14 protein-coding genes and 1 pseudogene are annotated in these 14,039 nt (G+C 34.8%); 2 read left to right on the top strand and 13 right to left on the bottom strand.

Annotation, left to right across the window (positions count from 1 at the left end; all coding sequences use genetic code 11):
• Positions 1–154 precede the first annotated feature (154 nt).
• From DEX24_RS13880 to DEX24_RS13825, 12 genes and pseudogenes are all read right to left on the bottom strand, one after another.
• Positions 155–1,252, bottom strand: coding sequence for an HD-GYP domain-containing protein (locus DEX24_RS13880; RefSeq protein ID WP_109307016.1), 1,098 nt, complete (start codon positions 1,250–1,252; stop codon positions 155–157).
• Between the two features lie 76 nt (positions 1,253–1,328).
• The gene (locus tag DEX24_RS13875) at positions 1,329–2,684 is read right to left on the bottom strand and encodes a bifunctional metallophosphatase/5'-nucleotidase (protein ID WP_109307015.1); all 1,356 of its coding nucleotides are present in this window, start codon (positions 2,682–2,684) and stop codon (positions 1,329–1,331) included.
• A gap of 15 nt (positions 2,685–2,699) precedes the next feature.
• A complete protein-coding gene (locus tag DEX24_RS13870) occupies positions 2,700–3,521 on the bottom strand; it encodes a sulfite exporter TauE/SafE family protein (protein ID WP_109307014.1) in 822 nt (273 codons plus the stop codon).
• Complete coding sequence (locus DEX24_RS13865) at positions 3,518–4,378, bottom strand: DUF72 domain-containing protein (protein ID WP_109307013.1); 861 nt, start codon at positions 4,376–4,378, stop codon at positions 3,518–3,520. Before DEX24_RS13865 ends, DEX24_RS13870 begins: the two co-directional genes overlap by 4 nt.
• Positions 4,379–4,621: 243 nt before the next feature.
• Positions 4,622–5,017 carry a VOC family protein gene (locus DEX24_RS13860; RefSeq protein WP_170112956.1) on the bottom strand — a complete coding sequence of 132 codons (396 nt, stop codon included), beginning with the start codon at positions 5,015–5,017 and terminating at the stop codon, positions 4,622–4,624.
• A 229-nt stretch (positions 5,018–5,246) separates the two neighbouring features.
• Entirely contained in the window at positions 5,247–6,017 is a 771-nt protein-coding gene (locus DEX24_RS13855) for an ABC transporter ATP-binding protein (RefSeq protein WP_109307018.1), read from the bottom strand.
• On the bottom strand, positions 6,007–6,972 hold the full coding sequence (locus DEX24_RS13850; RefSeq protein WP_109307011.1) for a FecCD family ABC transporter permease: 966 nt from the start codon (positions 6,970–6,972) through the stop codon (positions 6,007–6,009). The genes DEX24_RS13855 and DEX24_RS13850 overlap by 11 nt, the downstream gene beginning before the upstream one ends.
• 6 nt (positions 6,973–6,978) lie before the next feature.
• A complete protein-coding gene (isdE, locus tag DEX24_RS13845; RefSeq protein ID WP_109307010.1) occupies positions 6,979–7,845 on the bottom strand; it encodes a heme ABC transporter substrate-binding protein IsdE in 867 nt (288 codons plus the stop codon).
• Between the two features lie 58 nt (positions 7,846–7,903).
• Positions 7,904–8,215: pseudogene (locus DEX24_RS13840) on the bottom strand (NEAT domain-containing protein); the annotation flags it as partial.
• A 41-nt stretch (positions 8,216–8,256) separates the two neighbouring features.
• Entirely contained in the window at positions 8,257–9,849 is a 1,593-nt protein-coding gene (locus tag DEX24_RS13835) for an NEAT domain-containing protein (protein WP_109307008.1), read from the bottom strand.
• The gene (locus DEX24_RS13830) at positions 9,846–10,454 is read right to left on the bottom strand and encodes an NEAT domain-containing protein (RefSeq protein WP_170112955.1); all 609 of its coding nucleotides are present in this window, start codon (positions 10,452–10,454) and stop codon (positions 9,846–9,848) included. The genes DEX24_RS13835 and DEX24_RS13830 overlap by 4 nt, the downstream gene beginning before the upstream one ends.
• Positions 10,447–10,788, bottom strand: coding sequence for an antibiotic biosynthesis monooxygenase (locus DEX24_RS13825; protein WP_170112954.1), 342 nt, complete (start codon positions 10,786–10,788; stop codon positions 10,447–10,449). Before DEX24_RS13825 ends, DEX24_RS13830 begins: the two co-directional genes overlap by 8 nt.
• Before the next feature lie 283 nt (positions 10,789–11,071).
• Between DEX24_RS13825 and DEX24_RS13820 the strand changes: the two genes are divergently transcribed.
• Both DEX24_RS13820 and DEX24_RS13815 read left to right on the top strand, forming a co-directional pair.
• Complete coding sequence (locus DEX24_RS13820) at positions 11,072–11,512, top strand: GNAT family N-acetyltransferase (RefSeq protein WP_109307005.1); 441 nt, start codon at positions 11,072–11,074, stop codon at positions 11,510–11,512.
• 205 nt (positions 11,513–11,717) lie between these two features.
• A complete protein-coding gene (locus DEX24_RS13815) occupies positions 11,718–12,692 on the top strand; it encodes a proline dehydrogenase family protein (protein ID WP_109307004.1) in 975 nt (324 codons plus the stop codon).
• Between the two features lie 41 nt (positions 12,693–12,733).
• On the opposite strand, the gene DEX24_RS13810 is transcribed toward DEX24_RS13815, so the two are convergent.
• On the bottom strand, positions 12,734–14,017 hold the full coding sequence (locus tag DEX24_RS13810; protein WP_109307003.1) for a sigma 54-interacting transcriptional regulator: 1,284 nt from the start codon (positions 14,015–14,017) through the stop codon (positions 12,734–12,736).
• Between the last annotated feature and the right edge of the window lie 22 nt (positions 14,018–14,039).

The raw sequence follows: 14,039 nt of genomic DNA, 5'->3' as shown, positions 1-14,039 counted from the left end.
GTTAACATTTGGATTGCTTTATATTTTTGTTCAATTGTATGCTTACTTCGCGCCATAAAAAATACCCCCCAACAGGTAAACAGATTTTTGTTTTTTCATCTGTCTACCTATTGGGGAGCATATCACAGGAGAAATGACTCTTTTTTCTAGTATTTTACTCACTCATAACATAATCAAGCTCTACTTTTTCGATACTAATATTTGTTACATTACAATCCATTTCATATGTAGCTTTCATAATTATATTGTTTTCTTCAAAAATACGTAGCCATGGTTTATCCGGTTTTTCGACATTCTGTTTACAAACAATCCCTCTTCGACCATCCGATAATAATAATACCGAACCATTTGGATAGACAGCAATTGTCTTAGAAAAAGCCATAACAACCCGTTCATCATACAATGTACCCGAACCCTCAAGAATAATGCCCATGCCTTCAGAGGGGAGCATTTTACTACGATAAACGCGATTTGATGTCACAGCATCGAATACATCAGCAACAGCTATTATTTTTGCGTATGGGTGTATTTCAAAATCCACTAACCCTCGAGGATAACCAGATCCATCTAGACGTTCGTGATGTTGAAATGCACAATGAGCAGATAATAAGGAAATCGTATGTAGATTTCTTAATAGATCGAAACCATATTTTGCATGTAATTTCATCGTATCAAATTCTTCGTTTGTTAACCTACCTGGTTTGTTTAAAATGTCCGAAGGAATCAACATTTTACCAACATCATGCAACATAGCACCAATACCTATTTGACGAATCTCCTCTGCATTATAGCCTAGCTCACGGGCAATGGATATTGAGTAGATCGTCACCTGTAGTGAATGCTGATAAATATATTCATCATAAATAAAAGCATCACTAAGCACAGTGACAATTTCTTTACTCTCAAATATATAAGTCATTAAATCATCAATAATGGAAACAAATTGCTTTGATTTCATATCAAGACAATGCGTAATATCCTTGCCTGTTTGCTTTTTTAATTCTTTAAATGAATTTTCTATTTCTTGAATAGCTTGATGTCTTACTTTTTCCGGTACCGTTTCGATTACTTCGATTCCTTGAGAAATTTGATCATCAATATATACATAGAGAATGTGAAGTTTGATTAGTCTATTAATAATGATGTCACTAATCTCTACACCATCTTGTAATAATGGCCTACCTGCTCCATTCCAAATAGTTCTGCCAATAACCATACCTGGTTTAAGTGATTTCGTTGATATTAGCCTCATACTTTATCCCCATTTACTATTTAATGTTATAAACATTATATACTATATACCTGTATTTTTATCAGCTATTTTATAACTATTTACCAAAAAATTTATATCCATAAATAGATAGTATGTCCCGCAAGAAATGCGGAAGTAAATATTTTTTCTCCATAGCTTTAAATTCAGGGAAAAACCACCCAAAGGTAAACAAGTCTAATGTCACTAATTTGATTATTTCTGTACCTTTTTTCAGTTGGCCATTCACATATAATTCACCATTTTTGATAACGCATCCATATTGCAGCATTTTACCGAGTATCTGTCCTCTAAACCCTAAACCTTTTACCGCAATAAATGGCCATTCTGGGTGAGCTTCAATCCTTTGTAAACAAGATAGCAGCTCATCTGCTGTCAAATTCAGGATGCATGCGTTGATCGGATGCGGCAACATTTGATGAAGATCAAACGCGGATACTGGACCTTTTTGAAGGGGTTGCAAAAAAATCCCTGCATTATAAAAGGTACAATCTGCCTGTGAATAATCGAGTAGGGCTTGCGCAAATAAACGAGAAAGATGACTGTCGTGAAACCACTCTTTGTTGTAATAACGCGTTGCTTGAAATAGTTCAACATCCAATACTTCTTTTCCCCAACGCTCTAATGCCATCACTTCTCGCGTTTCACCTTCGATATGTTGCAGATCATCGGTTGCAACTAACATTGTCTCTACTTTTTTTCCTTCTGCCTGAAGTGTGATTGTCGAGTGTCCAATATAACGTCCAAACTTACCGCCTCCCGTTAACAAACTATGGTTTACTTTTTTACCCTTCGGTAAAACATGATGTGTATGCGCTCCAATAATTAAATCTAGTTGCGGAATGAGTTGTGCAAGTTCTTCATCGCTCGGCAAACCCAAATGAGATAAACAAATGAGGAAATCAACCTGTGGTGCCACTTCCATCGCCACTTGTTGAAGATTTTCTATCGGCTCCATTATCTGCCAACCTAACGGACTATAATAATCAGCAAATGGTGCAGTTGCAGCAATAACACCCATTTTTATTTTTGGTGTTACCTCAAATATTTTATACCGCTGTGCCCAGTTTGGTTGCGAACCATCCAATTCTTTCAAATTGCTCAATATAACATCAAATTCCGCATGGCTATACAGCATCGTTAAAGCTTCTTTCGCTAAGGTGATGCCTTCATTATTACCGATTGTAATTGCATCATAACCCGCTTCGTCCAGTAATTTTATATTTTCACTACCTAGCGATGCTTCCGTATAAATATCCGCCCGATCGATAAAATCACCGAGATCAAAAATAAAACAAGCTTCCTGCTGTGATGCATGCTCCTGTCGACGTTGTTGTAAATAGGCTCGGGTACGTGGCCAGCTTTTCAAATGACTATGAATATCATTCGTATGATAAATATGAATTTGTGTCACTAGCTCATCACTCCTCTATAGTAAGCCGACGATTATTGAACGAATTCCGAGTACTAATAACAGAATTCTCAACAATAAAATGACGGTGTCTGATTGTAATTTCTTGTTTAGTGCCGCACCAAATTTCGCGCCTATATAAGCTGCTGGCACAACAGCTATAACAAAGTTCCATGGGATATGCCCATAATAAATATGCGATGCAGAATTGACGATTGATGTTAAAAAAACGAGGAACATTGATGTAGCCACCGCGATATGTGGGGGAAATAAAAATAAAATAACAAGCATCGGCACGATCATTGAACCGCCACCTATACCAAACATTCCCGATGCCATTCCAATGAAAAAAGTCATCATAAAGGCAAACCATATTGGGTAACCATATGTATATTGATTGCCATCATTATCCGTTTTATTGATCTTTTGACCATGTTTTACAAACCAATGGATTGGTTTAAAACGATCTCTAAAAATTAAAATAATTGCGATAATAACAAGCAAAATACCAAAGTACAAATTAAAAGATGGGACATCTAAATATTTACTAATATAAGCGCCCACCAATGTTCCAGGTACGCTTCCCGCAAATAAAATAAGCCCCGATTTATAATCAACAGTTCCTGATTTTACATAGGATAAAGTCGAAGATAAACCGACGAAAATCATCATTATTACGGACAAGCCAACGATGTTTTGTGTCGTTAATGAAGGAATCAGTTCCAATGTTATACCAAAGTATAATAAGGCTGGCACAAGAATTACTCCTCCCCCCAACCCTACTAAAGCACCTATAATACCTGATAATAGTCCAAAAACTACGATGATTGTATAGCTCAAAATTCTCCCCCTCCAAATAAATCTAATTGTTTTGGTGATAGTCCTTCAAATTTTATTGCTAACATCCTTTTAAGCTCCTTAGCATTTGGAAATGCATCATAATCCGAATTATTATTGAATAATACATACACATGATCAGCAGATTTTTGTAACATCTCGACCACCTCTTTTAGTTCGAGAAGCTCCTCATCATTATAGTTATATAAAAACCTCACTTTACGCCATTGTTCCGCATTACCAGGATTTCTCCATCCATGAACATTGCGACCATGAATTCTTACAAGTGCAGATTTTGTTGTCACCTCCGCAACTAAAGGAATGGATCCTTCTCCAATTTGGGGCTCATCACATACCGTATTCGTAATGTTCAATTCTTTTAATAACCCGAGTGTTCCGGCCTTAAATTGTTCATTAAACCAAGTACGATTTCTAAATTCAATCGCGATCGGATATTTCTCCAATTGTTCCTTCACATAGCGAATATATTGCACATTTTTATACTGACAATCGAACCAAGGTGGAAATTGAACGAGAATCATCGCTAAACGTTTCTGATCATAGAATATATCCGCTGCTACTTTAAATGCATCAAACATCTCTGTTTTCGTCGTATATGGTAGATTTTCTCGTAAATGTCCTGTCATCCCTTGATAAGCTTTCATGACAAAGGTAAATCCATCAGGCGTATTTTTAATCCATTTTTTTATATTTGCTTCACTTGGTATAGCGTAAAAAGAAGTGTCCAATTCCACGATTGGAAAATGACCGCTATAATCAAAAAGTTTATCACTTGATTTTGTTGTTTTACTGTAGGCAGCAGGATGATCTCCCCAGCCAGTTAAACCGATTTGTATCATATGCTCACCTCTATCGTTATTTTATCATATGCTAGCAAAGACTAAAAAGTATCTACTACAATTTGACTATTTATTATTTTAAACAGTCTTTTTATTCATTTTTTTAGTTAATAGATTAGATAATATTATTTTTAAGTAAAACTAAAAGCATATAAAAAAATAGATACTCTCTCACCAACTTGTAGGTGCAAGATTATCTATTTATAATTTATACATAACAAACGACTATTACGTCATTTCAGTTTATTTTACGAATGATTCGTCATTATTTGGTGACATTGTTTTGAACGCGATAATATATCCGTCTAAATCTCGAATAGCAAATTCCTTGGCTCTTTGACCATTGTCATATGTATCACGCGGATTAAATGCAAATAATGCACCATTTTCTCTGTAGGTTAGGTAAAGCGAGTAGAGTTCCTCAACTGTGTCGACAAATCCATAAACTTCTGGCAACAATTTCTTCGGATGAATTTCAGAAACATCTGCAGCTTGCACTAGTGTTAATGCTAATTTTTTTTGCTCGTCAATAAACTTAGAATCAGTCCCCTTAATCCCAAAAATCGTAGAATAATAGTCCTTTGAAAGTTCTAAATCTGAAACGATTATTTGTTGCTCAGATCTTTGAAAGTTCAACATAAAATCCTTCATCCTTCCATATGAAAATATTGTCTTGTCCATAAAATATTTCTCAAATAAATAATATCATAATTTTATCAAGAATACCTAAGAGTTGCATCTAATTAGTTAACAATATTGTCGGTTAACCATCGTCATATTGTATCTTAGCATTTTTGAATATTATAAGATATGTTACCTATTCCCATAATCAAATTACTATAAACTTATTTAATCTTATTTTTCTACATTATTTTCTCAATGGCAAAATATGCTTATTTTTCTCGATATCCTCAATAATTTGTACATTTATACCAAATATTCCTTTTATTAATTCTTCAGACATTGTTACCGTTGGTTGTCCAGATTTTATTATTTTTCCTTTACTCATTACAATGACTTCATCACTATATTGAAATGCTTGGTTTAAGTCATGCAACACCATAATGATTGTCATATTAGCATTTTTATTCAACTTCTCAATGCAGTCCAATATCTCAAATTGATGATGTAAATCTAAGTACGTTGTTGGTTCATCCAATAATAGATACTGTGTTTCTTGCGCTAAAGCTAATGCAATCCAAGCCCTTTGACGTTGACCACCTGACAACTCTGCCAGACGCTGATCTTGTAATGCTACCAAACCCGTCAATTCAATTGCCTTATCTATTGCAGTAAGGTCATCTGCACTTAAACTATTTAAACCTTTTCTGTATGGATAACGACCAACCTTCACTAAATCACGAATTGTATATTGCTCAGGTGCCTCATTTTGTTGATAGACAATCGCCAATTTTTTTGCCAATTCTTTGCGTGATAACCTACTGATATTTTGTTGTTCGATATAAATCTCACCCGCAGTATACGTTAATTGTTGCGCAATCAACGCTAATAATGTTGATTTGCCACAACCATTGGGGCCGATGATTGTGGTGATTTTCCCCTCGCTTATTTTAAGTTCATCAATTGCGATAAAAGGTTCTTTGGCATGATATGAAAAAAACAAATTTTTAATGTCCATAAATTTTCCCAAACTTTCTTATTAGTAGTATTAAGAATGGTCCACCGATTAATGACATAATAACCGATGCAGTAATTTCAAATGGTTGTACAACCGTCCGACCAAGTGTATCAGCTACAAGCAATAACGCTGCACCAAATAATGCAACAAAGGGAAGCAATACTTTATAATCAGCACCCACAATCATTCGTGATATATGAGGTACGAGTAAGCCAATAAAAGCAATTGATCCGACAATTGCCGTTGAAATACTGGCCAAATATACGGCTACAACGATAATAATCCAGCGGGCTTTTCCAACTGGAAACCCAACGCTTGTAATCGTTCTGTCGCTTAAACCAAGCATATTACAAAGTGGCCCTAAACATACAGCAATGATAATACCAATTGTACTAAAAAGTAGTAGTAAATTGGCATCATCCCATGTTTTCATACTCAACCCTGTACTTTCTGTAAAGTGAATAGCCGTAACGCCTGATACTTTAATAACAGCAGTGAATATCGCATTTAATGCAATCCCCACTAATAGAACAAAGACTGGTGACATATCATATTTTTTCGTCACAAGATAAAGGATACCAAATGCTAGCATACCACCCGCAAAGGCAAAGACTGGTGAATAGAAAAATAAATGAGGTAAGAAATTGATGACGACAACATTACCTAGCATAGCTGCTGATGTGATTCCAATAATCCCTGGATCTGCAAGAGGATTTTTTATGGCAGCCTGTAATAAAGCACCTGCTAATGCTAATGATGCGCCTGCAAAAATGGCAATTAGAACACGGGGAAGACGCAAGTTATAAACAACGGTTACTTGTCCGTTCATGTGACCAAAGATGCCTCTTACAAGGTCAATGAATTTTATATCTATACTACCCACTATAACGGAAGCATAAATAATAATTAGTAGGACGATGACCATTATTATGTAGGATATCCAAATTTTCTTCATGTTTTACTACTCCTTATATAAAAGCTTGTATAGTTCTTCTAATGCTTCATCTGCGTTAATATTTGCTGTGATACCAAATAGATTTTCATCCAAATCATAGACGCGACCTGCTTTTGTTGCTTCGAAGTTCTTCCAAACATCATTTGTTTTAAATTCTTCATCAAACATCGTTTTTACTTGTTTTGGAAAACCATGAGAAGCACGCAAAATAATATCTGGCTGTAATTTATATAAACTTTCTGTATTAGAGGCGATAAACTCTTCATCCGACTGATTAGCTTTTACAACATTAATGCCACCTGCTAATTCCACTAAATTTCCATAAAACGATTTTTCAGTAGAAATTAAATAACTACCGGGAACGCCGAGTAAGATAATGACTTTGGGTTTCTTTTGACCAGCAATTCTTTTATGAATAGCTGCAATTTTATCGTCGTAAATCTTATTTAATTTTGCTGCTTCTTGTTGTCGGTTAAAATCCTTTCCCATTGCTGTAATTGACTTTTGCATTGCAGCGATTGAATTATAGTCATAGAAAGTCGTCGGGATATTACTCCCCTTCATCGCTTTATCCATTTCGGGTTTAATCGTCGTCACACTAAGAACATCTGTTGCATTGAGCGACTGCAGTCTTTCCATATTTGGTTTTTTGGGGGCACCGATTTCCGGCACGTCTTTATACATGAGCGGAATATCTTTTGATGTTGTCGGTATACCAGCCAACTCGATATTTAATTTTGCTGCTGTATCCATTAGAGCAACCGTTGTCGCTATGATACGTTCACCTTTCTCTCCTTCTGGTTGCCCTTTTGCGCTACATGCAGTCATGATTAAAATAACCGTTAACAACATGAGCAGTCGGATATTTTTCATTTTTACTTCCTCCTACATATAAGAGATAGGGCGATTTCTCACCCTATCTCTCGTTTTGTTATTTAAATACAATTTTCGTTGTATATTTATTATTGTACTTCATACTCGGAATAACAACATGTAATTTTACATAAGTGGCTTTTTTTAGGCTTTTAACTGGGAACATCACTGTTCGAGTAGATTTCCCTTTACTCACTACTTTAGCATTTACATATTTACTCCCCTGCTTCACTTTAAACGATTTCCACCAACTCGCATTTTTTAAAGTGATTTTGACATATGTTTTACTACCAATTTTTTGTATAGTGGCTGGTTTCGTTACATACTGATCCATCATAGATTTTGCAGAACCTTTTCCTTTTTGCACTGTAAAATTCTTTTTTGATGTTTTTGTTTTGTTCGAAACCTGCTTTACTTTTTTACTTCTTTACCAAATTTCAAGTAATTCGTATATTTTCCTTCATAGTTTGCAGAAGCTGCTTTAATATGAATTGTCGATTTTACTTGTTTTGTAGGTGAAGCAATTTGGAATTTCACGACTTTAGTATTTTTAGCTTTATTCGTTGATACTGTTTTTACTGTCGTCATTTTACCGTTTACATCTGTTTTAAATGATTTCCACCAGCTCGCATTTTTAATCGTGACAGTCGCATAGTATTTACCATCGCTCATCTTCATAATTGTTGCTGGTTTTACCATATAAGCATTCGTAGCTGAAGTTCCTTTTTTTGTATCTTTTAACGCTGTATAATTATATTTTTTTGTAGAAACTACTGTCGCTGGCTTTTTATAAACGCTTCCTACCTTAATATAATTGGTATATTTCCCAGCATTTTTTTTATCTTTAGCGCTGATTGTAAAAGTTGTTTTTGTAACTGCTTTTGGTGATTTCACTTGGAATTTCACTGTTTTAGTATTTGCTTTTGCATCGCTTGATACTATTTTCACTGCTGTCATTTTACCATTGACATCCGTCTTTACTGATTTCCATAAGCCAGCATTTTTCAATTTAACTGTTGCATAGTATTTGCCTGATTTTGTTTTTTCAATTTTTATTGGCTTAGCCATATATTTATTGACTGCTGAATTCATTTTTTTCGACTTTGTTACTAATGCATAGTTGTATTTTATAGAACTAATTACTTTATTGGGATCGACTGGTTTCACGACCGGTGGTAGAACAACTGGCGGTGTCGTTTTCACAATATTATTAAAATCTAAGTAGGTTATATGGGTCATGTCATACATATTTGGCACACTAATATGGGATGCGGTTTTGATTAAAACATCGTAGGAAGGGATTTCAAAACTGACAACTTTCGTATGTGCTTCTTGATCTTCCGAAATGGTTGTCACTTCTACTAATTCACCATTTACTTCTGTTTGAAATGATTTCCACATATCTGTACCAGTAATTTTTAATAGTACAATTTTTTTGCCATCAACTGTCGTGACATAAGCAGGGGCTGTCATATAGCTAGACATCGAAGAAATTGCCGCTTGTTTATCATTCCATACTTTGAATTCTTTAGATTCTGCCTCAAATTTAATGAATGTAGTATGCTTCATCGTAGACTGGGCTTGAATTTCGATATCTGCTTTAATGGTAGCTGATAAAGAAGGCACTTGAATTTTCATGACCGCTGTATCCGCTTCTCGATTTTCAGAAACCTTTTCTGCTTCTACCATCACACCATTTACTTCTGTTTTGAAAGAATTCCAAATTTTCGCATTCTTAATTGTCATATAAGCATATATTTTACCATCAGATGTTATTTCCACTTGAGACATTAAGTCCATTGCACGGCCCATACTCGATACTTCTGTTAAATCTTCTGCCTTGTATACATGAAAGCCTAATGCGATTTTATTTACTTCTTTAGCTGTTTGTTCATTTGCCGTTTGCTTTGTCGAATCAATCGCCAAAGCATTCACTGAACATGCTGAAGATACAATCAAAGCAGCTGCTGCCGCCGATAAAAAATAGCCTTTAAAATTAATCATTTTTTTCTTCCTCTCATTCGTCTGATAATCACCAGCGCAAATACAAGTACTACTACAGCTATTAAGCCATAAGCAAGCCCTCGCATCGCAAAGGTCGTCTCATTTTTTTTATTTTCTTTTTTCACTTCAATTTTTACTTCATCCGGAGTAGACGACAGTTTTTTTATCGATTCTTCCTTAAATACAAACTGAATACCATAGCTATTATCGTAAAGGAAGTCTTCACCATCTACTTCTTCATCAATATAAACATCTACAGTACCTTGCTGTTTTTCAGAAATATCCTTTAGTGCAAATTGAACAGTACGTTGATCTTTATCAGCATTGTCACTGACAAGATATTCTTTTGACTTATTTATTGTTACTTTTTTTGTCCAATTACTTTTACCAATTATAATTTCAATATATGGTTTAGTATCTTTTATAATTAATTTTGCCGGTTTGATGAAATAATCATTGGCAATAGATGTGCTTGACTCGCCTTCTTTTAATACAGTGTAATCAACTGAATATGTACCCGTTTCAAGGTCCTTTGCCGATACATTGAAATTGAATGTCAGAAATAGTATGGCTGTGAACAATATGAAAACAAGTTTTTTAGCCAACATAACCAACTGCCAATGTTGTATCACTTTCTACAATTACTTCATAATGATCGATTGAATTGCTAACAACCATCTTTTCACCCGTTTCTGTACGTGCAGGTTTTCTATGTGCTAAATGAAATTCACGAGATGAGAACCAGTTTTCAAATGCCGCTTTATCCTGCCATACAGTGTGTACCAATACTTCATCATAGCCTTGTTTTCCTAAAGATTTTAAGACTTTTAATTCCTTGAAACCAGGCATATCTTCAATACCTTGGCGAATTTTGAAACGCTCTAAAATTTGATCTCCATATCCCTCTAAAACTTGAATTGTATTTGATACCATATACATAGTAATTTCCTCCTCATATTTCATTCCTCTTCATTCTATTGATAACGATTATCAATGTCAATTGCATAAAATTAACAAAAATAGTTTTTACGTAGCATTAATCTATCCACCCTATTTTTTATTACACTATTACGCATAACTTATTCATAATACTTGTATTAAATAGCAGAAAAATGGCATAATAAAGCGTATATATGTATAAAGTGGTAGTTATGATATATAGTATATTTACGACAAGAATCCATAATAATTATTTTTTTACATTCATGCTAGGAGGTTTACCATGAACATTAAAACTACTACACTGCAACAATTAGAACCGCAGGAAATTGTTGCCATTTTTAAACTACGTGTTGATGTTTTTGTTGTAGAACAACAATGCCCTTATCCAGAAATTGATGATGATGATTTAAGTTGTCAACATCTTCAAATGAAGGATGATGACAATCATCTTATCGCCTACTGTCGAATTATTGAAGATCCTGTTGGTATACGTATAGGTCGTGTCATTGTTCATCCAAATTATCGCGCAAAAAAAATAGGTCAAAAGTTAATGACTGCAGCGCTTGAACATATTCATACGATGGAAAGCAGCAGTCCCAAAATCATGTTATCTGCCCAAAGTCACTTACAAAAATTCTATGGTTCTTTTGGTTTCATTGCGACATCAACTGTTTATGAAGAAGACGGTATTCCACATATCGATATGGCTATTCCTCAGTGATTAGTCTGCCTAACGATAAAATTTTATCGCTAGGTTTTTTTTATTGTTTATTCAGTAAATAAAATTTTTTTCTAACAGAAGCAAACGCTTACATCATAAGGTTTTTAATCGATTAAATATTCTAAAATAAGAATTCCACAATTGCTTTTTAAAATTAAATACTATATTCTGCAATAAATCTCATAATTACGAGGAGGAAAAAAAAATGGCATTACGTGATATGTTCATCGCACTTTCGGAAAATAAAGTTTTAAACGAGGCAGCAAAAAAATACGGTCTGAAAATGGGGGCACAACATGTTGTTGCAGGTACAACGATTGAAGAAACAATCGCTAGTATCAAAGCACTCAATAAGCAGGGTATTTCTTGTACAGTCGATAATCTCGGCGAATTTGTTTTTGAAAAGAGCGAAGCACTTGCTGCTAAAGAACAAATTATCAATATGATCGAGGCCATACATAACTCAGGAGTCGATGCTCATATCTCATTGAAACCGTCACAACTTGGACTCGATATTGATAAAGCTTTTTGTTTAGACAATTTGATGGATATTGCGGAAGTTGCTGCTAACTATAATAATTTCATTAATTTTGATATGGAAAACTATGCACGTTTGCATGATTCTTTTGAGCTTATGGAAACTATTAATGCGAAATACAATAATATCGGCACCGTTATTCAAGCTTATTTCCTCGAATCCATCGAAAATATTGAAAAATATAAAAATCTCCGTTTACGTATCGTAAAGGGCGCCTATAAGGAACCAAGTACAATTGCTTATCAAGACAAAGCTACTATTGATGCTAATTATATTAGCTTGATTGAATATCATTTATTAAATGGCTCCTTCACATCAATTGCAACACATGATCATCATGTCATCAACCACGTTAAAAAATTCGCGGAAACACATGCGATCGATAAAGATAAATTCGAATTCCAAATGCTTTATGGTTTCCGTACAGACATGCAACAAGCATTAGCAAAAGAAGGCTATCACTTTTGTGTATATGTACCATTTGGTTCTGATTGGTATGGTTACTTCATGCGTCGCTTAGCTGAGCGTCCGCAAAATATGGCACTTATAACAAAACAAGTGTTTACTAAAAAAACGAATATTGCAATTGGTCTTACAGCTGGTGCTTTCTTGCTCGGCCGTTTATCAAAACGTACAAAATAATAGAAAAGGAGTCGCTCATAAATTCGCAGCGACTCCTTTTCTTATTCACTAAATTTTTTCAAGCGATATTGTAAGCTTTGGCGGCTTAGTCCCAACGCTTTAGCTGTTTGAGAAATATTACCCTCAAACATTTCTAAAGCATTTTTCAAATAATATTGCTCCGCTTCTTGCATAAATGACTGTAAAGGTTGGATATCCTTACTCGCATCTGCTAAAAATTGCGGTTTTTGTGCTTCTTCCAACTTATTATTTTGCATTTTCCATCTAAAATAAACAGGTAACATATCAAATTCAATCATCTGTTCATTGGATAGTGATGCGGTAATCGTATCAAGTAACACTTCTAGTTCTTTTAAATTCCCTGGCCAATCATACTGGGCAAATAACATGTCAACCTTTTCTGATAAACCTTTTAGTTTACTGCCGGTATCTTGGCGATAACGTCGGAAATAATCAGAGACAAACGGTGTAATATCCTCTTTACGCTCACTTAAAGACGGCACATGAATTGTCACCGAAGCGAAAAAATAATACAACTCCTTTAGAAGCTGTCCTTTAGCAATTAACTCAATAGGATCTTCCCCAACACTCGCAATAAAAATATGCTCCGTATAGTGGGCATGAAATAGTTCTAACATTTTCTCTTGCATATCCAATGATACATACTCAATACGGTCACAAAATAAAGTAGTCTGTTCTTTTGTATCAATTACTTTTATCAATTGTTCCAATACGGCCTGCTCATCATGTCGACACAATAATGTTATGAATTGCTCATTTTTTGGTATCAGTTCATGATGGATTCCCTCAGCAACCATATCCTTACCTGTTCCTGATTCGCCATATAATAATACCGGCTCTCTATTTAATGCCACCATGCGCGCACGATGAATTACGGTTTTCATTTTTGGTGATACGGCTGTAATTATATCGAATGTTAGAGGTTGCCCATACCTTCGCAACGGTTGATAAGCTAATAACTCACGCTCCGTGATATCCTGTGCAAACTCAATCACGCCAATCAAGTGTTCATTCGCTACGATTGGTGTGATATCTGATCGTAATACTACTTCACTTCCAAGTTGATTCCATAGCGTTTGCTTGACGTTTTTCATCGCTTTTTTTGTTTTCAGCACATGATATAAATAACTATCATTCATCGATGACATTATTTTTTGCTGTGCATCATCATCTGTTATTCCTTTTAGCTCTTTCATTTTGGAATTGATAATAATGGTTTGACCATTTTTATCAATTGCATGGATGCCTATTGCTACATGATCCGTTATAAATTTATACATCTCGCTTAAAGCCTGTTCTGTCATAGCTACACCTCTCATTCCATTT

Source organism: Kurthia sibirica (assembly GCF_003143975.1).
Taxonomy (GTDB): domain Bacteria; phylum Bacillota; class Bacilli; order Bacillales_A; family Planococcaceae; genus Kurthia; species Kurthia sibirica.
The sequence above is the reverse complement of the archived record's forward strand: the minus strand, read 5'-3'. Positions and strand labels throughout refer to the sequence as shown.

Bases quoted from the DNA above. Each gene is read 5' to 3' on its own strand.
- DEX24_RS13860 (WP_170112956.1), bottom strand. From the start codon at position 5,017: ATGTTGAACTTTCAAAGATCTGAGCAACAAATAATCGTTTCAGATTTA.
- DEX24_RS13850 (WP_109307011.1), bottom strand. From the start codon at position 6,972: ATGAAGAAAATTTGGATATCCTACATAATAATGGTCATCGTCCTACTA.
- DEX24_RS13815 (WP_109307004.1), top strand. From the start codon at position 11,718: ATGGCATTACGTGATATGTTCATCGCACTTTCGGAAAATAAAGTTTTA.
- isdE (WP_109307010.1), bottom strand. From the start codon at position 7,845: ATGAAAAATATCCGACTGCTCATGTTGTTAACGGTTATTTTAATCATG.
- DEX24_RS13835 (WP_109307008.1), bottom strand. From the start codon at position 9,849: ATGATTAATTTTAAAGGCTATTTTTTATCGGCGGCAGCAGCTGCTTTG.
- DEX24_RS13865 (WP_109307013.1), bottom strand. From the start codon at position 4,378: ATGATACAAATCGGTTTAACTGGCTGGGGAGATCATCCTGCTGCCTAC.
- DEX24_RS13855 (WP_109307018.1), bottom strand. From the start codon at position 6,017: ATGGACATTAAAAATTTGTTTTTTTCATATCATGCCAAAGAACCTTTT.
- DEX24_RS13825 (WP_170112954.1), bottom strand. From the start codon at position 10,788: ATGTATATGGTATCAAATACAATTCAAGTTTTAGAGGGATATGGAGAT.
- DEX24_RS13810 (WP_109307003.1), bottom strand. From the start codon at position 14,017: ATGACAGAACAGGCTTTAAGCGAGATGTATAAATTTATAACGGATCAT.
- DEX24_RS13820 (WP_109307005.1), top strand. From the start codon at position 11,072: ATGAACATTAAAACTACTACACTGCAACAATTAGAACCGCAGGAAATT.
- DEX24_RS13880 (WP_109307016.1), bottom strand. From the start codon at position 1,252: ATGAGGCTAATATCAACGAAATCACTTAAACCAGGTATGGTTATTGGC.